At 69.6% G+C, this 19,491-nt stretch carries 18 protein-coding genes; 11 read left to right on the top strand and 7 right to left on the bottom strand.

Annotation, left to right across the window (positions count from 1 at the left end):
• Nucleotides 1–391: transposase family protein (locus ABD160_RS26360; RefSeq protein WP_344027193.1), on the top strand; the 391-nt coding region annotated here is incomplete at its 5' end.
• A 115-nt stretch (nt 392–506) separates the two neighbouring features.
• Here ABD160_RS26360 and ABD160_RS26355 read toward each other — a convergent pair.
• The 5 genes from ABD160_RS26355 to ABD160_RS26335 all read right to left on the bottom strand — a co-directional run bounded on the left by ABD160_RS26355 (nt 507) and on the right by ABD160_RS26335 (nt 5,136).
• Nucleotides 507–1,538, bottom strand: coding sequence for an alcohol dehydrogenase catalytic domain-containing protein (locus ABD160_RS26355; RefSeq protein WP_344027197.1), 1,032 nt, complete (start codon nt 1,536–1,538; stop codon nt 507–509).
• 50 nt (nt 1,539–1,588) lie between these two features.
• A complete protein-coding gene (locus ABD160_RS26350; protein WP_344027191.1) occupies nt 1,589–2,341 on the bottom strand; it encodes an SDR family NAD(P)-dependent oxidoreductase in 753 nt (250 codons plus the stop codon).
• Nucleotides 2,338–2,874 (bottom strand): VOC family protein, encoded by a 537-nt coding sequence (locus ABD160_RS26345; protein ID WP_344027189.1) that lies wholly within the window; start codon nt 2,872–2,874, stop codon nt 2,338–2,340. The genes ABD160_RS26350 and ABD160_RS26345 overlap by 4 nt, the downstream gene beginning before the upstream one ends.
• 72 nt (nt 2,875–2,946) lie before the next feature.
• Nucleotides 2,947–3,786, bottom strand: a complete 840-nt coding sequence (locus ABD160_RS26340) for a mycofactocin-coupled SDR family oxidoreductase (protein WP_344027187.1) — start codon at nt 3,784–3,786, stop codon at nt 2,947–2,949.
• 90 nt (nt 3,787–3,876) lie between these two features.
• The gene (locus ABD160_RS26335) at nt 3,877–5,136 is read right to left on the bottom strand and encodes an MFS transporter (protein ID WP_344027195.1); all 1,260 of its coding nucleotides are present in this window, start codon (nt 5,134–5,136) and stop codon (nt 3,877–3,879) included.
• Between the two features lie 241 nt (nt 5,137–5,377).
• Between ABD160_RS26335 and ABD160_RS26330 the strand changes: the two genes are divergently transcribed.
• On the top strand, nt 5,378–7,288 hold the full coding sequence (locus ABD160_RS26330) for a helix-turn-helix domain-containing protein (RefSeq protein ID WP_344027185.1): 1,911 nt from the start codon (nt 5,378–5,380) through the stop codon (nt 7,286–7,288).
• Nucleotides 7,289–7,443: 155 nt separating this feature from the next.
• Here the strand turns inward: ABD160_RS26330 and ABD160_RS26325 are convergent, their stop codons facing one another.
• Nucleotides 7,444–9,054 (bottom strand): flavin-containing monooxygenase, encoded by a 1,611-nt coding sequence (locus tag ABD160_RS26325; RefSeq protein WP_344027183.1) that lies wholly within the window; start codon nt 9,052–9,054, stop codon nt 7,444–7,446.
• 22 nt (nt 9,055–9,076) lie between these two features.
• Nucleotides 9,077–9,622, bottom strand: coding sequence for a cupin domain-containing protein (locus tag ABD160_RS26320; protein ID WP_344027181.1), 546 nt, complete (start codon nt 9,620–9,622; stop codon nt 9,077–9,079).
• Nucleotides 9,623–9,802: 180 nt separating this feature from the next.
• Between ABD160_RS26320 and ABD160_RS26315 the strand changes: the two genes are divergently transcribed.
• The 9 genes from ABD160_RS26315 (at nt 9,803) to ABD160_RS26275 (ending at nt 18,926) form a co-directional block, all read left to right on the top strand.
• On the top strand, nt 9,803–10,990 hold the full coding sequence (locus ABD160_RS26315; RefSeq protein ID WP_344027179.1) for a cytochrome P450: 1,188 nt from the start codon (nt 9,803–9,805) through the stop codon (nt 10,988–10,990).
• Nucleotides 10,987–12,099 (top strand): Rv3169 family protein, encoded by a 1,113-nt coding sequence (locus ABD160_RS26310; RefSeq protein WP_344027177.1) that lies wholly within the window; start codon nt 10,987–10,989, stop codon nt 12,097–12,099. The genes ABD160_RS26315 and ABD160_RS26310 overlap by 4 nt, the downstream gene beginning before the upstream one ends.
• A gap of 61 nt (nt 12,100–12,160) precedes the next feature.
• On the top strand, nt 12,161–13,729 hold the full coding sequence (locus ABD160_RS26305) for a class I adenylate-forming enzyme family protein (protein WP_344027175.1): 1,569 nt from the start codon (nt 12,161–12,163) through the stop codon (nt 13,727–13,729).
• On the top strand, nt 13,726–14,538 hold the full coding sequence (locus ABD160_RS26300; RefSeq protein WP_344027173.1) for an enoyl-CoA hydratase/isomerase family protein: 813 nt from the start codon (nt 13,726–13,728) through the stop codon (nt 14,536–14,538). Before ABD160_RS26305 ends, ABD160_RS26300 begins: the two co-directional genes overlap by 4 nt.
• Nucleotides 14,539–14,555: 17 nt before the next feature.
• A complete protein-coding gene (locus ABD160_RS26295) occupies nt 14,556–15,356 on the top strand; it encodes an SDR family NAD(P)-dependent oxidoreductase (RefSeq protein WP_344027171.1) in 801 nt (266 codons plus the stop codon).
• Entirely contained in the window at nt 15,353–16,375 is a 1,023-nt protein-coding gene (locus ABD160_RS26290; RefSeq protein WP_344027169.1) for a phosphotransferase family protein, read from the top strand. Before ABD160_RS26295 ends, ABD160_RS26290 begins: the two co-directional genes overlap by 4 nt.
• Nucleotides 16,369–16,827: a hypothetical protein gene (locus ABD160_RS26285; protein ID WP_344027167.1), complete on the top strand. Its 459-nt coding sequence runs from the start codon at nt 16,369–16,371 to the stop codon at nt 16,825–16,827. The genes ABD160_RS26290 and ABD160_RS26285 overlap by 7 nt, the downstream gene beginning before the upstream one ends.
• Complete coding sequence (locus tag ABD160_RS26280; RefSeq protein WP_344027165.1) at nt 16,814–17,755, top strand: PDR/VanB family oxidoreductase; 942 nt, start codon at nt 16,814–16,816, stop codon at nt 17,753–17,755. Before ABD160_RS26285 ends, ABD160_RS26280 begins: the two co-directional genes overlap by 14 nt.
• A 19-nt stretch (nt 17,756–17,774) precedes the next feature.
• Nucleotides 17,775–18,926, top strand: a complete 1,152-nt coding sequence (locus ABD160_RS26275) for an acyl-CoA dehydrogenase family protein (protein WP_344027163.1) — start codon at nt 17,775–17,777, stop codon at nt 18,924–18,926.
• The last annotated feature ends 565 nt before the right edge of the window (nt 18,927–19,491 follow it).

Below are 19,491 nucleotides of genomic sequence, written 5' to 3'. Positions count from 1 at the left end.
CGCCCTGACCTGCAGCCTCACCCGCCCAGGATCTCCAGACCGGCCGAATTACGCGGAACGCGGGATGGGCGCAGCCCGCGAGCACGGGATCATCGACGCCCTGGCCGAGCATGAGATCCCCGCCGCGGCCGACACCGCCTACCAAGGCGCCGGTCCTACGGTCGCCGTGCCGCAGCGGCGTCGACGCAAGGACCCCGACACCGGCCGTTTCCGGAAGCTGTCGCGACACCAGAAGGACGTGAACACCGCCCACGCCCACCGTCGCGGACCGGGTGAGCGGGCCAACGCCGAGCTGAAGAACTGGCGAGTCCTGCGCAAGATCCGGTCCAGCCCGAACACCGCCGACAGGCTCATCGCCGCAGTTCAGACCCTCATGATCGCCAGCGCGTGATCAGGTTGGCAAAGGCTCAGTAATGACGCGAGTTTAGTCGGCCGCAACCGACAGTACGTCCGACGGCGAGGCCTTGGCGAGGCGCTCCGTGCCCTCGCCGCCGAGCAGTCGGCACTCAGCGGCGAGACGAGGTCGGTGCCACGAGGATTTTGACGTGGTCGTTCTTCCGGTGCAGCAGTGGTTCGAAGCCGTCGGGGACGGCGTGGTCGAGGTCGATTCGCCCGGTCACCAGCCGCTCCACCCCAGTGAACGCGCCGGCGGCCAGGTGTCGCAGTACTTCGGGATGGTCGTTCAAATAGCCGGTGCTTCCCCTAATCGTGATCTCGTGCCCGAGTACTCGGTTGAGGTCCACGCCGGCATGGCCGTTCCGCAGGGCGACGTTCACCACGGTGCCCCGCCGCCGGACGGCGCCGATCGCAATGTTCACCGCCTCGTCGGTCCCCGCGGCGTCGAACGCGGCGTCGACGCCCTCACCCGAGGTGAGGGCACGGGTGGAGCGGGCGGGCGTGGGGTCGTCCACGCCCACGATCGCCTCGGCTCCGAAGGCCTCGGCGAGCTCGGTCCGGCGTCCGGTGCGACGCGCGGCGACGAGCACGTGCGGCACACCGAGCGCCCGCAGCACGAGCACCAGGGCGAGACCCACCGGGCCGACCCCGACCACCAGGGCGGTGGTCAGGTTCGGCGCGCCCGCCAGGCGCGCGGCGTGCCAGGCGACCGACAGTGGCTCGGCCAGGGCGCCCTGTTCGAGGGTGACCGAGTCCGGTAACCCGTACACGAGCGAGGCCGGGACCACGACCCGTTCGGCCAGCCCCCCGCCCCTGCCGGACAGGCCCAGCACAGCAGAGCTGCGGCAAAGGTGATGCAGGCCGCGCAGGCACTGGTTGCATCTTCCGCAGGAGAGCAGCGGGTTCACCGCGACAGGGACGCCGACCTCCACGGTGGACACCGCCTGCCCCACGCGTGAGACGTGTCCGGAGATCTCGTGTCCGAGCGTCACCGGCAGGTGCTCGCCGGTCAGGGGGTGGGGCCGGTCCGGCCGCGGTATCACGTGCGGGCCGTCGCGGAACTCGTGGACGTCGCTGGCGCAGATCCCGCACCAGGCGACGTCGACCTCGACGGTGCCCGGAGGCGGGTCCGGGGCGGGCACCTCGTCCACGCGCAGGTCGCGGGGTCCGTGGAAACGCAGGGCGCGCACGGCTAGACCGACCCTCCGCCGTCCACCGCGATCGACTGCCCGGTGACGAAGGCCGAGCGGTCCGACACCAGAAACGCGACGACGTCGGCGATGTCGGTGGGAGTGCCGAACCGCTTCAGCGGAAGCGCCCTGCGGACCTGTTCCATCGCCGTGGGCGGGAGGTCGCCCGACTCGATCAGCCGGGTGGTGATGCCTGCGTCGATCATCCCGACGGCTACCGAGTTGGCTCGGATGCCGAAGCGGCCCTCTTCCACCGCTGTCGCCCTGACAAGGGCTTCGATGGCGGCCTTCGGCGCCACACCAAGAACGTCACGGGGCGGGTGCTTGCGTAGCGCCGCGGAGGTCAGCGCGACCACGGAACCGCCGTTCTCTCGTAACCGGGGGAGCAGCGCGCGAAGGGTTGTGAAGAACCCGACGGATTCGACCACGAGCTGGTCGCGGTACTGCGCCGGCTCGATCTGGGCCACATAGGCTTGCGGGACATGCGGTCCGGCGGCGTAGACGAAGGAGCGCACCGGACGCTCGGCGACCGCCTCGGTCAGTGCCTCGGCCCCGGCTTCGGAGGCCAGGTCCACGCTGACCTGGTCGGCATCCACGCCCAGGCCCTGGAGTTCCTCGGCGAGGGCCTGCGCGGCCGTTTCCTGCCGGCCGTAGCCGAGCAGGACGTTCCATCCGTCCGCTGCCAGCACCTGGCTGACGGCGGCTCCCAGCGCGCCGGTGGCCCCGACGACGACGGCCCAGTCACCCTTGGTCATTTGTGGCCCTTCCCGTTCGGTTGCGACACCTCCACGCCCAGCTCCTTATGCCAGTCCGGGGTGGCCTCGAGGTGGGTGAAGTCGGCGACGCTGGTGCGCACCCATGCGGCCTGCGGCTCGATCAGCACACCGAAGTTCTGCTTCGGGTGCAGGAACCAGTAGGAGCAGCCGTTCGCGTCCACGTTCGGGATTCTGTCGATCAGCCCGAACTCCGCGCGTCGTTCTTCGTGGCGACGCCACTCGTCCCGGACGTCGTCGCACCGCATGGCCACATGGTGGACCCCGTTGCCACGCTTAAGGTAGAGGTCCTGGATCGGGCCGTCCGAGGTCGGCTGGAACAGCTCGAAGTAGAGGTTGGCCGCTTTGACGAAGGCGACGTCGAGTAGCTGGACCCCGCCGGTGGGCACCTCGTTGCGGTAGCCGCGCTCGACGAAGACATCCTTGCGCGGGATGCGAAAGAGGTCCAGATAGTGGTCAACCGCGGCGCCGAGGTCCCCGACGAGGACCCCGATGTGGTCGACGGCGTTGCTCATGTCTTCTCCTTTACTGTGGGGGCGTCGAGCGACTGCCAAGACCGTCCAGACGCCCCGTTCTGTTGCGGGCGCCTACTTGAGGAGAAGGCCGGCGTCGATTGGCAGGGCGAGGCCGGTGATGAGCCGCGCGTCGTCGGAGGCGAGGAAGACAAGAGCCTTGCTGATGTCGACCGGCTCGGCCACTGCGACGGGAAGGGCGTGCAGGCTCGCGGAGGCCGCGAGGAAGTCCTCGCGTATGGGGTTGGTCAGGTCCGGTCGGAAGATCTTGAAAAGTTCCTCGTTCATCACCATCGGGGTGTCGACCTGGGTCGGGTGCACGGTGTTGACCCGGATGGAGTGCGGGGCTAGCTCCGCGGCAACTGTCTTCATGAGGCCGACCAGGCCGTGCTTGGCGGCGCTGTAGGCCGCGATGCCCTGGTAAACGCGCAGTGCGGCCATCGAGCTGGTGAGGATGATCGAGCCGCCGTTGCCGCCGGCGATGAGGTGGGGGACCGTGGCGCGCACAGTCTTCCACACGCCGGTGAGGTTGATGTCGATCATCTGTGTCCAGCGCTCTTCGGTGATCTCGTGGGCCGGTACCGGCGAGGCGGCGATGCCGGCGTTCGCGGCCACGATGTCGAGCCTGCCGAACTCGGCGACCCCCTGCTCGACGGCGTTGGCGAGGCCCTCGGCGTCGCGCACGTCGACCTGGGCGGTGACGATGCGGCGGTCGAGCGCTTCGACCTCCTTTGCGGTCTGGGCCAGCTCCTCGGCCGAGCCGAGGGGGTAGCCCAGCCCAAGCTCGGGCAGGTCGTGGGCGATGTCGACGGCGATGATGTCTGCGCCTGCCTTGGCGAGCTCGATGGCGTGGCTGCGGCCCTGGCCGCGCGCCGCCCCGGTGATGAAGGCGACCTTGCCCGCGACGCTGTTCACGATGGGTCCTCCTGTTGTAGCCGGTCGCCGCGGGGGAGCACGGCCGGCAGGTGTCGGTGATGGTCTGGAGCGGATGGGTGGCGTACGGGGTCAGGGCGTTTCGACAGCAGTGCCGGATGACATGTCGGACGTCGCCGCGGCAGAGGTGTCTCTCATCAGGACGATCCCGAAGATCGACAGCACGCTCAGAGCCACGACGAACCAGGCCGGGGCAATGGACGATCCTGTGCTGGCGACGATCCACGCCACGACCAGCGGGGTGAGGCCGCCGACGATGGCCACGGTGATGTTGTAGGCCAGGCCCGCCGAGGTGTAGCGCAGCGCCGCCGGGAACGACTCCACCGTGGTCAGCGGCGCGATCGCGAAGTTGAGGCCCTGGGCCACGGCGAGCAGTCCGAAGCCGATCAGCGCACCGCCGACGCCGGTGCTCACGGCCAGCGAGAACGCCAGCGGCGCGATGACGGCCAGTGACAGGGTGGCGATGAGCCGGACCGTGCGGCGGCCGAGGCGGTCGACCAGGAGACCGAACAGGGGGATGGTCAACCCCATGGCCAGCAGAACGATCACGGAGACTATGCGGTTGGTCTGGTCGTCGAGACCCACGGTGGTACGCAGGTAGACCGGCACGTAGACGATGATCATGGTGGAGCCGACGGCGTAGGCGCACAGGTAGAGCGTCACAGCCACGAGCTGCCGGTATTGGGTGCGCACGCTCTCCCGCAGCGGGGCGGCCGAGGTCGCCTTGTGCGCGCGGAGCCGCTCGAACTCGGGCGACTCGGTGAGCTTGCGGCGGATGTACAGCGCGACGAGCCCGAGCGGGGCGCTGATCAGAAAGATGATGCGCCAGCCCCAGGAGTTGAACGCCTCGCTGCCGAGCGTGCTGCCCAGCAGCAGGGCGACCGCCGCGAGCACCGGGTAGCTCAAGCCGGTCCCCGACTGCATTAGGCCTGCGGTCAGCCCCCGCCGCGTGCGCGGGCTGTGCTCCATGACATAGGTGGCGGCGCCGGCGAACTCGCCCGCGAACCCGAAGCCCTGCAGCATGCGCAGCAGCACAAGCAGGATAGGGGCGAAGACTCCGATCGTGCCGTAGGTGGGAAGGAGCCCGATCAGAGTGGTGCACCCGGCCATCAGGGCGATCGTCACCACCAGCAGGTGCTTGCGCCCGACGCGGTCGCCGAGGGAGCCGAACACGATCGCACCCAGCGGGCGCACCAGATAGGGCACGCCGAAGACCGCCAGGGTGGCGAGCAGGGCGGCTGTCTGGTCCGTGGCCGGGAAGAAGTTCGCGGAGATCGCGGACGCCGCGAATGCGTAGGCCACGAAGTCGTAGTTCTCGATGAAGTTGCCGATGGCTCCGGACAGGACGACTCGGCGGAGCGTCCGGGGAACTCGAAGGGGCGGCCGCGACGACGTCGTCGCTCTGGTCGGTCATGACCAGAGCGTGACGCCCGCCTCAGCGCTGCGGAATGGCGCGGGTGGGCGCGCGTTGTACCGCAGTCCAAATCTCGGGGCTCGTCCGCGAGCAGTCGAAGGGCTAGCATCGCAGCGCGTTTCGGACCAATGGGGGTCGTGTGATCGAGGAAGCTGAGCAGTGGGTTCGGTAACGGTCACCGGCCCCGAAGGCCTTGAGGCGAGGAGCCCGGAGCAGGTTGCCCTTGTCGCGTTCCGCGATCTGGCTTCGGCGTTGGCCGAGGAGCGTGACCTCGACGCCGTCTTCCACCTTGTCGTGGACACCCTGGCCGAACTCACCGGCGCCACGCGGTGCAGCCTGCACCTGCTGGATCGGGAGACCGGGCTGCTGCACGGACAGGCCGCGCACGCCGCCAGCGACATCGACGCGCTGGTCAAGAAGCTGGTCAGCGGCTTTCCCGGGGACGAGTTCACCCGGGAGATCCTGGAGACCCATCGACCAGTGCTCCTGGCGGACACCACCGCCGACCCGCGACCGGTCCGCTCGGCGATGCGGCGGTGGCGGACACGGGCTCTCCTCGGGGTGCCGATGGTGCTGCGTGGTGAGGTGATCGGCATCGTCTGCCTGGACAGCGAGGACGCGGTGTTGAACGTGTCCGAGTTCGACCAGGAGCTGGCCATCTCCTTCGCCGAGCTGGCGGCTACCGCGATCAACCAGGCTCAGCTGACCACCCAACTCCGGCGCAGTCTGCAAACTCAGGGCCGGCAGCTTGACCTCCTGCAACGCGCGCACCGGATGGAGGGCAGGCTGACCGACGCGCTCCTTCGCGGCCGAGGGGTCGCGGAGGCTGCGGAGGTCGTGTCGGAGTTGTTGGGAAAGCCGTGCGCGGTCTACGACTCTGCGCTTCGCCGCCTGACGCGAGGGAGCGGCTCCGAGGCGCTTCCGCGCTCCCTCGAGGAGCTGCAGCAACCCGTGGACGACGACGTCTTCGTGTCCCTGGAGCGTGGGTCCACAGGTCGTGTGGACGCGTCCGGTGGGCGTAGCTTCCTGGTTGCTCCTATCGACCTCGAGGCGGGCCGCCACGGCTACGTCGTCGTCGCCGGCCGAGTGGGTGCCCGGTTCAGCCCGCTCGATGAGGTCATCATCCGGCGTGCCGCGCACAGTATTGCGCTCGAGCGTTCCCGGCAGGGATTCGATGACGAGCTCGCGTGGCACGCGACCGAGGCGTTCACGGGCAGTTTGATCCGTGGCGAGCACGTCGACCTCGCCGAGCGTGCTCGGTCGCTCGGAGTGCGCTTGGACGTGCCGCGGGTGGTCTGCCTGCTGGGCGCCCGGCAGGCGAGTGACTCCCTCGACCGGCTCATCCCGCAGACGGTGGCGCGCCTGATGACCGACCGCGAGTCCCCGTCGGCTGTCCTGGGTACATGGTCGGGCGCGGACATCGCCCTCGTCGTCGAGGTGCCTGCGGCCCTCGATGCCCGTCAGGCGGTGGCCTGGGTCAGGAAGCGGCTCGTGGAGGCGATCGACCGGCTCGGGCCTGCCGAGTTCTACGGCGCCGTGTCCGGGGTGGTCCACGAACCGACCCACGATGTCAAGGCCCATCGCGAGGCCAGCCAGGTTCTGCGGTGCATGCGCGAGCATCTGTCGGATCCGGCCGAGGTCGTCATGTCCGCGGGCGAGCTCGGCGTCGCGCGTCTGCTCCTGGCCACCGCCGGGCGGGCCGAGGCGCAGCGGATCTCGCATGACGCACTCGGCGCCTTGCTCGACGACTCGGCCAAGTCGGCCGAGCTCCTCGTGACCCTCGAGGCATTCGTCCGCAACGGACGCGGTGTGCGTACCTGCGCGGAGACGTTGGGCGTGCACCCCAATACCGTCCGTTACCGGCTGACTAACATCGAGAAGAAGACTGGGCTCTCGGTGACGACGGACGAGGACGACTATCTGACCGCCCAGCTCGCCGTTCACGTCCTGCGCCTACACGGCCTGATGCCCGCCGCCGTGTCCGAGTCGCCCGCAGCCGAGGTGCCGGGCGAAGCCGAAGTGCCGGGCGACGGGGAGAGCCGCGCAGAAGGACCCGGAGCCGCCGACTGAGCCGCGCCGGGCCCCGCCCCATCGGCGGGGTCCGGGTGGCCGGCACGACGTCGTCCCGCCCCGACCCCTGCACGCCGACGTGGCGCGCTACGGGCAACCCAACGGCACCCGCGCCCTGGAAGACCAGGACGCGGGTGCCGCGGTGGACACGCAGGTCAGGAGAACCGGTACCCGGGGAACCCGGACTCGACCTCCTTGGCGACCTCGGCGCCGTAGCCGGCCATGCCGCCCAGGTAGCACAGGGCGCTCGGCTTCTTGCCGGGCACGTTCGCGCCGAGGAACCACGGCCGATCCCCCATGCCCTGCGGAATCAGGGTGGCATCGAGGATCAGGTCGCACAGGTCCGACCAGCCCTGGGTGGCCTCCTCGGTGGCCTCCACCCGCTCGGACCCGGTGTCGAGGGCATGCTTGATCAGCTTTCCGGTGAGCTCGACCTGTGCCTCGATCACCGGGGGATGGCTGGCGAACGGGGCCTGCGGACCCAGGATCGCGAACATGTTCGGGTAGCCCGCGGCAGTGAGGCCGAGGTGCATGCGGGCATTGCCCGCCCACTCCTCACCCAGCGACCGGTCCGCGGTGCCGTGCACGTTCATGTTCGTGAGCGGCCCGGTGATGGCGTCGAAGCCGGTCGCGTAGATGATCACGTCGAACTCGTACTCGGCGGTGCCGGTGCGCAACCCGGCCGGGGTGATCTCCTTGATGGGGTCCTCGCGGACGCTGACGAGCGAGACGTTGGGCCGGTTGTAGGTCTCGTAGTAGAACGAGCCCAACGGCGGGCGCTTACCGCCGATCGGGTGCGAGGTCGGGCAGAGCAGCTCGGCGGTCTCCGGGTCGTGCACGATGGTCCGGATCTTGCGGCGGACGAACTCCGAGGCGGCGTCGTTGGTCCGCTGGTCGACCAGCATGTCGTCGACGGTCTCGAAGATGTAGCGGAATCCGCCGGTCTCCCAGCCGCGCTCGAGGACCTTCTCCAGCTCCTCGTCGGACAGCTCGGAGCCGAGCCGGCCGGCGGCGTCCATGGGGAAGGCGAACACGTGTTCGCGGGTCTTCTTCGCGATCGTGTCGTAGTCCCGCTTGAGCGCGGTCCGCTGGAACTCACTCAGTGCGTGGTTGCGCGAGGGCAGCACGTAGTTCGGGGTGCGCTGGAACACCGTGAGGTGCTCGGCGACGCGCGCGACGCCGGTGATCGTCTGGATGCCGGTGGCGCCGGTCCCGATGACGGCGACCCGCTTGCCCGTGAAGTCAACGGGCTCGTGGGGCCACTGCGACGTCACGTACGTCTCGCCCTCGAAGGTGTCCGCACCCGGGAACGGCGGCTTGTAGGCGACTCCCAGCCATCCAAGCCCGGTGATCAGGAAGCGGCTGCGCAGCTCGTTGCCGTCCTCGGTGCGCACGGTCCAGAGGTTGGTCGCCTCGTCGAACCACGCGCCGCTGACGCGGGTGTTGAAGCGGATCTCCTTACGCATGTCGTGCTTGTCCGCGACGTGCTGCAGGTAGGCGAGCACGTCGGCCTGGCCCGGGAAACGCTCGGGCCAGTCCCAGGTCTCGTAAAGCTCGCGGTCGAAGAACAGGCAGTAGCCCCAGCTCTCGGTGTCGGTGCGAGCCTCCGGGTAGCGGTTCCAGTACCACGTGCCGCCCACATCGGTGCCCGCCTCGAACACCTGCATCGACAGGCCGAGCTGGCGGAGCTCGTGGATGGTGCGAAGCCCGGCGAAACCGGCACCGACGACGACGGCATCGACGTCCGGAAGTGTCTGCGTTGACATGGTTCTCCTTCTCCCGGCCGAGTCAGTCGGCCGAAACCATCACGTAGGCCAGGGTTCCCGGTGTGGTGCCCTTGTTGCGCCAGCCGTGGCGGGCCCCGTTCTGCACGACGCACGAGCCGACGGGCAGCGCGACCTCCACCCCGTCGTCCAGCTCGACCGCCATGTCGCCCTCGAGTACGACCACATAGTCGACCGTCTGGGTCTGGTGCATACCGGGGGCGTCGGGCTCGAACACCCCGAGCAGGCCCGGGACCTTCGCCTCGGCCTCGGCGGCGCCGGCCTCGAGAGCGGCGGTGTCCGGCGCGGGGGCGTCCGGGTCCGGAGCGGTCTCGGGCGGGAAACGGAACACGCCGAAGCGGGTGCCTCGCGGCCCCGGGAAGAACGTCGGGTTCGCCGGCTTCGGGTCGGTGACCGGGCTGATGATGGGGCCCTCGGTCCCCCACAGCTGAAACATCTGCACGCCGGGCATCAGCGCCAGCTCGACGGGCGGGGCGGGCTCGTCGGAGTAGACGACGGACGTGCCCTTGGCGTCGACGCCGGTGACGACACGCTTGATCGGGATGGTCATGGGGTGACAGTGGCACAGCTCTCACAATGACCGGGAGCACAGCGCGGCCTCGGACTTGTACGCGCGTCCAAAATCCTGACTGGAGAGCCCTCGCCTCCCCTCGACCGTGCGTGTCAGGCTCCGAGCCGTCGAGAACGGAGTGATCCCATGGCTGTGACATTCGACCCCACCGACGACGCGGTGCTGCGTGACCCGTATCCCCTCTTCACGGAGATGCGGGCGGCCGGCGGCGTGCACTGGAGCGAGCCGCTGGCGGGCTGGGTCGCCGTCGACTGGGCCAGCGTGCAGACCGTCGTCACGACCCCGCAGGTGTTCTCGGCCGACCGGATGGTGCAGATCCTTGACCGGCTGCCGGAGCCGCGGCGCACCACAGCGGCGGACGTGCTGCGGTGGCTCTCGCTGTGGATGGTCTTTCAGGATCCGCCGAACCACACGCGCCTGCGCCGGCACCTTGCCTCGGTGATCAATCCGCGGATGGTCGAGTCGCTGCGGGAGTCCACGACCCGGATCGTCACCGACGTCCTCGACGAGCTGCCCAAGGACGAGCCGTTCGACTTCTACACCCGCTTCGGGCTGACTGTGCCTGGCTATGTCGTGATGGATCTGCTGGGCGTGCCGCGGGACCGGCTGGCTGAGGTCAAGCAGTGGTCGGACGAGATGATGCTGTTCATCGGCAGCGCCCGTGGGGTGGAGGACAAGTACGGGCGGGCGCGGCACGGGGCGCACTCGATGGCTGAGCTGTTCCGCGGGCTGATCGAGCAACGCCGCGCCGAGCCGCGCGATGACGTCCTCACCCGGATGATCACCAGCACGGTCGACGGCCAGACGTTGACCTCCGATGAGCTGATCGCCAGCATGATGATGATCGCCAACGGTGCCCAGGAGACCACCGCTCACCTGTTCAGCAACGGGCTGCTCGCCCTGCAGGCGACCCCGGACGTCGCACGCACACTGGTCGCCGACCTGGACGGTCTGGTCGCCACGGCTGTCGAGGAGCTCCTCCGTTTCGACTCCCCGGTGCTCTCCGCCGGGCGGCTGGTGGCCTCCGACACCGAGCTCGGCGGCCAGAAACTGCGCGCCGGCGACCGGATCTTCGCGATGCTCGCCGCGGCGAACCGCGATCCCGCCGTCTTCGACGCCCCCAACGAGCTGCGTATCACCGGGCGCCCGAACTCCCACCTCGCCTTCTCCAAGGGCGTGCACTTCTGCCTCGGCGCCCCGGTGGCGCGACTGGAGGCGCAGATCGCCTTCACCGAACTGCTGACGCGGTTCCCGAACCTGCGCCTGGCCGAGCCGCTGGAATCCATCCCGTGGGTCAACTCCCTGGTCGCGCGCGGCCCACAGCGGCTCCCGGTGTTGCTGGGATGACCGCACAGCAGACGTTCGAGCTGGTCGCGCGCGACGACCACTTCGTCCACACCGGGCCATACCCGGTCTGCGGCCCAGCGCAGGCCTCCTCGGATCCGCGGTTCTTCGAGCGGCACTGGAACGTCTGGCACGACGACGTGGGCGAGTTGCTGCTCGCGGTCGGCGGCACGTGGTACCCCAATCTCGGCCGGGTCGAGTCCTACGCGATCGCCAACCTGCGCGGGGACCACCGCTCGGTGCGGGCCTTCCGCCCCGCGCGGGAGAAGACCGACGGGGACGGCGCGCTGTTCGAGGTCGGGCCGCTGCGCAGCAGGATCGTCACCGGGATGCGGCGCTGGCGGCACACGCTGGCGGACGGGGAGTGGGGCTTCTCTTTCGACCTGAGTTGGGAGGACACCCGCCGCCAGGTGTACGGCGCGGCCTGGGGCCCCGAGGTGGAGACCGGCGAACGCCAGGTCACCGCCGGCTTCGAGGGGTTCGGCCGGCTCGAAGGGTGGGTCCAGGTGGGCGAGCACCGTACGGAGTGGACCCTCGGAAGGGCTCGCGGGACTCGGGACCGGCATTGGGGCGTGGGGCGCGGTGTCGGTGGCCCCGCTCTCAACGGTGGGCGGACCCACCGACCCGGTTGGAAGGGCGGCATCTGGATCGACCTGCACGACGTCGGGATCTGGGGCAAGCAACTGCTCTACGGCTTCGATGACGAGCGGCCGGGCAGCGGCCGGGTTCGCGAGGTGTCGCGCAGGCTGCGCTTCGAGGAGGACACCCAGGTGTTCGTCGAGGGCGTGGTCGACCTGACCTTCGACGACGGCACCCGACGCCGCCTGCACCTCCAGCGGCTGGGCCACCAGACCGCATACATGACCTGCGGGTTCTACGGCGGTACGCCGGACTCGGGGCTGCACCCCGGAGAGTACAGCGGGCCGCCCCACGTCGAGTGGGACCGCTTCGACGTCACCGATCCTGCGGTGCGCCTACGCCTGCGTGGGCTCGACGAGCACCACTGCCGCGTCACCTACGACGGCAGGCAGACCACCGGGATCCTGCAACCGGTCGAACCGGACGTCTACGAGGCCTGCCGGGACGGGGCCCCGGGCTGGAGCTTCCTGTGACCGGCCCACACCCGACGCCCCTCGAGGCCACGACCCTCGGGGCTAGGACAAGGAGGTCATCGTGAGCTTGGAGTACGACTTCGCGCTGATGTGTCCCGACGTCATCGCGCACAACGCCCGCTATCTCGCGAACCGGACCGCGGTGGTCTGCGAGGACGAGCGGCTCACCTGGCGGGAGTTCGACGAGCGCACCAACCGCGTCGCCAACGTGCTGAAGGCCGAGGGCCTCGGCAAGGGCGACAAGGTCGCCCTCTACATGTCCACGTCCCTGGCGGCGTTCATCGCCTTCTGGGGCAGCGCCAAGGCCGGGTGCGTCACCGTGCCGCTGAACGTGCTGCTCGACGACGAGTCCCTCGCCCGGCTGGCCACCGACTCCGACGCCGCGCTGATCATCGCCGATCCGACGACCGAGCCACGGCTGGACCGCATCCGTGACCAGCTCTCCGGTATCCGGACCGACGGGTTCGTCACGACCGGTCCGGCGCACGATGGCTGGCGCTCGCTCGGCGACCTTCTCTCGGCCGCGTCCGGGAGCCCGTGCGGCGTCAAGATCTTGCCGAACGACATCATCACCATCCTCTACACCTCGGGCACCACCGGTGATCCCAAGGGCATCGAGCACACTCACGTCAGCCGCATGATGTACCCGTACGGGTTCGCGATGGGGCTGAAGATCGACCGCTACTCGGTCGCGGTGCTCGGCACACCGCCGTACGCCTCGGGCAGCTGGATCACCATGATGCCGACCATGTATCGCGGTGGCACCGTCGTGATCTTGCCGAAGTTCACCGCGGAGGCCTTCCTCGACGCCGTGCAGCGCGAGAAGGGCACCCACGCGTTCCTGGTGCCCACACAGTGGATCAGCATCCTGGACCATCCGGCCCGGGCGGACTACGACGTCAGCAGCCTGCGCTGCATCATCACCTCCGGCCAGCCCATTCCCGAGAAGGTCTACGTCGGGCTGGAGGAGGCGTTCCCGAACGGGGGGATCCACGAGGTCTACGGCTTCTCCGAGGGCTTCGCCACGCTGCGGCTTCCCGAGGACGCGGCCAGGGGCAAGCGCACCTCGGTGGGTCAGCCGCTGATGCTCGAGGACGTCCGGATCATCGACGAGCAGGGCGCCGAGCTGCCCGACGGTGAGGCCGGCGAGATCGTCGCGCACTCGATCGGCATGATGACCGGCTACTACAAGAACCCGGGCCTGACCGCGAAGTCCGTGTGGACCGCGCCGGACGGCCGGGGTTTCCTGCGGACCGGGGACGTCGGCTACCTCGACCAGGACGGCTTCCTCTACGTCTCCGGCCGCATCAAGGACATGATCAACTCAGGCGGGCTGAACATCTTCGCGGCGGACATCGAGCGCGTGTTCGTCCGTCACCCCGACGTGAGCGAGGCCGCGGCGATCGGCGTGCCGCACCCCAAGTGGGGTGAGACGCCGCTCCTGATCGTGATCCCGAGCCCCGGGGCGACCATCGATCCGGAGGAGCTGCGGGCGTGGGGCAACGCCCAGCTCGCCAACTACCAGAAGGTCAGCCGCGTCGAGGTCCGCGACGACCTGCCGCGGGCTGTGTACGGCAAGGTGGCCAAGGCCGCCCTGCGCGAAGAGTTCGGAGCGGAGAACCAGCAATGAGTGACGACGTCGTCTACCCCGAGTACGAGAACCTCGACCTGGACCGTCCGGCACCGCACGTCCTGCGGATCACGCTGAACCGCGGGAAGATGAACACCTTCGACTACCAGATGCACACCGACCTCTCGGGCATCTGGCCGTTGGTGGACGCCGACCCGGAGGTCTCCGCCGTCATCCTGGGCGGTCAAGGCAGGGCCTTCAGTGCGGGCGGCGAGTTCGAGATGGTCCAACAGATCATCGACGACTACGACTTCCGCTGCAAGATGTGGAAGGACGGCCGCAGGCTCGTCCAGAACATCCTGGACTGCAGCACACCCATCGTGTCCGCGATCAGCGGGGCCGCCGCGGGCGGCGGGCTCGCCGCGGCCCTGCTGGCCGACATCAGCGTCGCGGGCCGCACGGCGAAGATCGTGGACGGGCACACCACCCTGGGTATCGCCGCGGACGATCACGCCGTGGCGATCTGGCCGCTGCTGTGCGGCATGGCGAAGGCCAAGTACCACCTGCTGCTCAACGAGGCGCTGACCGGTGAGGACGCCGAGAAGATCGGGCTCGTGTCCCTCGCCGTCGACGACGACGCGGTGGACGACAAGGCCCTGGAGATCGCGACCCGCCTCGCGGCGGGGGCGCCCAGCGCCCTCCGCTTCACCAAGCAGTCGCTCAACAACTGGGTCCGTTCCGCGTGGCCGTCCTTCGAGGCGTCCCTGGCCTTCGGCATCCTCGGGTTCACCGGACCCGAGGCGGCCGAGGGGCTCGCGGCCCTGCGCGAGAAGCGCGAGCCGAAGTTCAACCAGCGTTCCTACATCTGAAAGGCCGCGAGGCACTCATGGCTGTCAGCTACCAGACCCTTCGCTCTGACCTCCCCCTGGACCAGCGCACCTACATCGTCTCCGGTGCCGGCGGCGGCATCGGCGGGGCCGCCGTCGCGCGGCTGCTGCGCACCGGCGCCAACGTCGTCGGCACCGACCTCAGCGGCAAGCGGCTGGCCGGCACCGCCGAGGCGACCCAGGACCTGCCCGGCAAGCTCGAGGTGGTGAAGGCCGACCTCACCACCGAGGACGGTGTCGCCCAGGTCGTCGAGACCGCCCTGGAGACCTTCGGGTCTGTGCAGGGCGTGGCCAACGTCGCCGGCGGAATGGTCAACATCAACCAGGACGTCTACGACGTCCCGCTCGCGGACTACTCCCTGCAGGACTTCGTCCAGATGTTCGCGCTGAACGTCAACAGCGCCTTCCTCATGTGCCGCGCGCTCGAGCCGCACTTCTTCGCCCAGCAGTACGGGAAGATCGTCAACGTCGCCTCCCTCGCCGCCTTCGCCAACCGGCTGGAGCTGGGCAACATCGCCTACAACTCGGCCAAGGCCGCCGTCGTCGCCCTGACCCAGACGATCAGCGTGCAGTCCGGCCGCAAGGGCGTGCGGGCCAACTGCATCGCGCCCGGGCTCGTGCTCAGCGCCCGCGTGCAGCAGTTCATCCAGGACGACTACATGCAGCGCCACCTCGACTACACGACGCTGGGCGACCTCGCGACGCCGGACGACCTCGCCGAGGGCATTGCCTTCTTCCTCGAACCCCAGTCCGACGCGGTCACCGGCGAGACCATGCGGGTCGCCGCCGGGGTCCGATGACCTCGCCCCTCCCGAGCACCTCACCGAGCCCGGCACCGCCGGCTGACCTGGACTCCGCGGACGTCGCGGAGCGCGTCACCCGGCTGCTGGCCGACCGGGTGGCCGGGGCCGAGGGCATCACCGTGTCCCGCCCCGTGCGGGTCTTCGGGGGCAACGCCAGACTCGCCTGGTCGTGCGAAGCCTCCTGGGTGGAGGGAGGGGCGCGGCGCAAGGAACCACTCATCCTGCTGGTCCGGGCCGCGGGTTCCCAGGTGACCACCGACCCCGCCTGGGAGGTGGCCGTCCTGGAGGCCGTCGTGCCGCAGGGGGTCCGTGCGCCCACGGTGTGGGCGCACGATCTCGGCGGCGAGCTGCTCGGCGGGCCCGCCGTTCTGCTCGAGCGGCTGCCGGGCCAGGCGGACCCGGTCGCCTGGCTGAAGGGCGAGCCGGCGATGGGCCGGGCCCGCACCCTGGACCTGGCCCGCGCCCTCGCCGAGCTCCACCGCGCGGACCCGCACGGGCTCCCTGCGAGCGAGCCGCTGGTGCAGCTGTGGCGGGAGCGGTTCGTGGCCAGCAGGCTCGAGCCGCTCCCGGCGTTGTCGTGGCTGTTCGACTGGCTGACCGACCACGAGACCGAGCCCGACCGTGCCGCGGTCGTGCACGGCGACTTCCGGCCCGGCAACGTCCTCTACGAGGGCGAGCGGATCACCGCACTGCTCGACTGGGAGCTGGCCCACCTCGGGGACCCGATCGAGGACCTCGCTTGGGCGTACCGCAGCTTCTGGAGCCCGGAGCGGTTCGTCCCGCTGGCCGAGTTCATCGCGACCTACGAGTCGGCGGCCGGGGTGCGGGTGGGCGCAGATCGGCTGTTGTGGCACCGCGTGTTCTGCGAGGTCAAGTTCGCCACCATCAGCCTGCAGGCGGCTCGTTCGGTGGTGGACGGGCGCAGCACCAACCTGCGGCTGATCGACCGGGCCCGCTCCGTGGCCCCCGCAGTGGCGCAGAGCCTGGAGTGGATCGCGAAGGGGGAGCCGTGCTGAGACCGACGGTGGGAGAGCTGCTCGAAGGGGTGCGGGTCCAGCTCGCCGCGCAGGTGCTGCCCTCGGTGCCCGCCGGCGCCGAGGCACGGCAGCTGAAGGCGGCCCTGCACGTGCTCGAGATGGTGGCCGAGACGTGGGACCGGGAGCACACCCGGCTCGAGGCGGACAACGCCGACATCGACCGCACCATCGAGGCGTTCTGCTCGCAGACCGGGCGGGTCCGGGAACCCACAGACCACCGCGCGGCCGCGGCGAAGAACCGGTTCCCGGGGGTGCGGGACGAGCAGCTGCGCCGCCTCATGGCGCGCAACCAGTCGCTCCAGGAGGAGCTGGAGGCGCTGCAGCAGCGCCGCCGCCGACACCCGGACGCGGACCCGGGAGCCGACCAGCTCCTGCTGGAGCTGCACATCAGAACGACGGCACGTTCGGAGGGCCGGAATGACAGCGGCTGAGCAGATCCAGGAGCTCGAGGTCGTCCGCAGGGTCGACGAGGCCGAGGGAGTCGTGTCCCTGCAGTTGGCCGCGCCCGCGGGCAGGACGCTGCCGGCGTGGGAACCCGGGGCCCACATCGACGTCGTCCTGCCCGACGGCAGCGCCCGCCAGTACTCGTTGCACGGGACAGGGGCCGAGTGGGAGATCTCGGTGCTCGACGTCCGGGACGGACGCGGCGGTTCGCGGTGGATCCACGCCAACGCCCAGGAAGGCACCGCACTGCGAGTACGCGGCCCACGCAACCACTTCGCCCTCGTCCAGGCCGAGCGGTACATCTTCATCGCCGGTGGCATCGGCATCACGCCGATCATCGCCATGGTCCGCGAGGCCGAGCGCCGCGGCGCCGACTGGCGGCTCGTCTACGGCGGCCGGAGCCGGTCGTCGATGGCCTTCGCCAAGGAGCTCGAGGAGCTCGGCGACCGGGTGCACCTGGTGCCGCAGGACACCGAGGGGCTGATCGACATCGCGGAGGCGCTCGGCGCCCCGCAGGCGGGCACCGCCGTCTACTGCTGCGGCCCGGAGCCGCTGCTGGAGTCGGTCGAGGCGGCATGCCAGGCCTGGCCGGCAGGCACCCTGCACGTGGAGCGGTTCTCCGCCCTGCCGGTAGACACCTCGCACGACGGATCCTTCGAGGTGGTCGCGCAGCGGACCGGGATCTCGGCGGTCGTCCCACCGGACCGCTCGGTGCTCGACGTGCTCGCCGACCACGGCATCGACATACCCACCTCCTGTGGCGAGGGAGTCTGCGGCACCTGCGAGACGCGCGTCCTCGAAGGCGAGATCGAGCACCGCGACGCCCTGCTCAGCGACGCCGAACGCGCCGAGAACACCGTGATGATGGTGTGTTGCTCGCGCGCCCGTTCGGCCCGCCTCGTCCTGGACATCTAGAACGGGAAAGGACGCCGACATGCAGCGCAGACTGTACGAGCAGGACCACGAGGCGTTCCGGGAGGCGTTCCGGGCGTTCCTCGAGGCCGAGGCCGTGCCCCGACGCGTCGACTGGGACGTCGCGGGGATCGTCGACCGCGACCTGTTCGCGGTCGCGGGGAAGAACGGCTTCCTCGGCCCGGACGTGCCGGAGACCTACGGCGGAGCCGGGGTCACCGACTTCCGCTTCAACGCCGTCGTCGCCGAGGAGTGCATGCGGGCCGGGCTCGCCGGCGTGGGCGCAGGGCTCACCCTGCACAACGACGTCTGCATGCCCTATCTGCTCGAGTACACCTCGGCCGAGCAGAAGCTGCGCTGGCTGCCGGGCGTGGTCTCCGGGCAGCTGATCACCGCGATCGCCATGACCGAGCCCGGCACCGGTTCAGATCTGGCCTCCATCCGCACCACCGCGGTGCGCGAGGGCGACCACTACGTGGTCAACGGCTCGAAGACGTTCATCACCAACGGGATCAACGCCGACCTCGTCATCACCGCCGTGAAGACCGACCCCTCGCAGCGGCACGGCGGGGTGTCACTGGTCGTGCTCGAGCGCGGCATGCCCGGCTTCGAGCGGGGCCGGAAACTGGAGAAGCTGGGCCTGCACGCGCAGGACACCGCCGAGCTGAACTTCACCGACGTCCGGGTGCCCGTCGCCAACCTCCTCGGAGACGAGGAGGGCCGAGGGTTTCGCCAGCTGACCGCCAACCTGCCCCGGGAGCGGCTCTCGATCGCGGTCAGCGCGCTCGCCGGTGCCGCGGCGGCCCTCGAGGACACGCTGCGGTACGTCAAGGACCGCCGCGCCTTCGGCACCCCGATCGGATCGTTCCAGAACTCGAGATTCGTCCTCGCCGAACTCGCCACCGACCTCGACATCGCCCAGCACTACGTCGATCGGTGCATTCTCGCCCTCAACGAGGGCAGCCTCACCGCCGTCGACGCCGCCAAGGCCAAGTGGTGGTGCACCGAGCTGCAGGGCCGCGCAGTCGACAAATGCCTGCAGCTGCATGGGGGCTACGGCTACATGGACGAGTACCCGATCGCCCGCGCCTACGCCGACGCACGCGTCACCCGAATCTACGGCGGCACCACCGAGATCATGAAGGAGATCATCGGCCGCGACCTCGGGCTATGAGAGCTTCGAGGAGCACCTAATCCCAGGCCCCCGTCCACCCCGTACCCGACGACGATATGTTCGCCCGGCGCGGGTATCGACACGTAGTCCTGTGACCCGTCAACTTCACAATCGGCTCAGCCTCAGGAGGAAGATCATCGGCATGACTGCGGCGATGACTGCGAAAGTTTCCGTAGACGTGCCAACGAGTACAGCGAGGACAGCATCGGCGCTGCGCTGAGCTGCAGGATCCAGGTGAGGGGCCGCTACGCCTCGCTCTTTTAATCCGCGGCTCGGGTTTCCTGCTGCTCTTAATAGGTCGCTGGCCGACTCGAGCTTGCCGTGATGAAGGGCAAGAGCGTTTAGGAAGGTTAGGCGTCAGTGGCGGCTTCGCCGATATGTTCCGGGACAGTGAGCCTTTGCCAACCTGATCACGCGCTGGCGATCATGAGGGTCTGAACTGCGGCGATGAGCCTGTCGGCGGTGTTCGGGCTGGACCGGATCTTGCGCAGGACTCGCCAGTGAGCCTTTGCCAACCTGATCATCCGTTGGCGATCATGAGGGTCTGAACTGCGGCGACGAGCTC

The sequence above is a fragment of the Pseudonocardia kongjuensis genome, assembly GCF_039526905.1.
Classification (GTDB): Bacteria; Actinomycetota; Actinomycetes; order Mycobacteriales; family Pseudonocardiaceae; genus Pseudonocardia; species Pseudonocardia kongjuensis.
Note: the sequence above shows the minus strand (reverse complement) of the source record. Positions and strands in the feature narration are given on the sequence as shown.

Bases quoted from the DNA above. Each gene is read 5' to 3' on its own strand.
- ABD160_RS26320 (WP_344027181.1), bottom strand. From the start codon at position 9,622: ATGACCATCCCGATCAAGCGTGTCGTCACCGGCGTCGACGCCAAGGGC.
- ABD160_RS26280 (WP_344027165.1), top strand. From the start codon at position 16,814: ATGACAGCGGCTGAGCAGATCCAGGAGCTCGAGGTCGTCCGCAGGGTC.
- ABD160_RS26325 (WP_344027183.1), bottom strand. From the start codon at position 9,054: ATGTCAACGCAGACACTTCCGGACGTCGATGCCGTCGTCGTCGGTGCC.
- ABD160_RS26275 (WP_344027163.1), top strand. From the start codon at position 17,775: ATGCAGCGCAGACTGTACGAGCAGGACCACGAGGCGTTCCGGGAGGCG.
- ABD160_RS26310 (WP_344027177.1), top strand. From the start codon at position 10,987: ATGACCGCACAGCAGACGTTCGAGCTGGTCGCGCGCGACGACCACTTC.
- ABD160_RS26295 (WP_344027171.1), top strand. From the start codon at position 14,556: ATGGCTGTCAGCTACCAGACCCTTCGCTCTGACCTCCCCCTGGACCAG.
- ABD160_RS26350 (WP_344027191.1), bottom strand. From the start codon at position 2,341: ATGACCAAGGGTGACTGGGCCGTCGTCGTCGGGGCCACCGGCGCGCTG.
- ABD160_RS26345 (WP_344027189.1), bottom strand. From the start codon at position 2,874: ATGAGCAACGCCGTCGACCACATCGGGGTCCTCGTCGGGGACCTCGGC.
- ABD160_RS26300 (WP_344027173.1), top strand. From the start codon at position 13,726: ATGAGTGACGACGTCGTCTACCCCGAGTACGAGAACCTCGACCTGGAC.
- ABD160_RS26290 (WP_344027169.1), top strand. From the start codon at position 15,353: ATGACCTCGCCCCTCCCGAGCACCTCACCGAGCCCGGCACCGCCGGCT.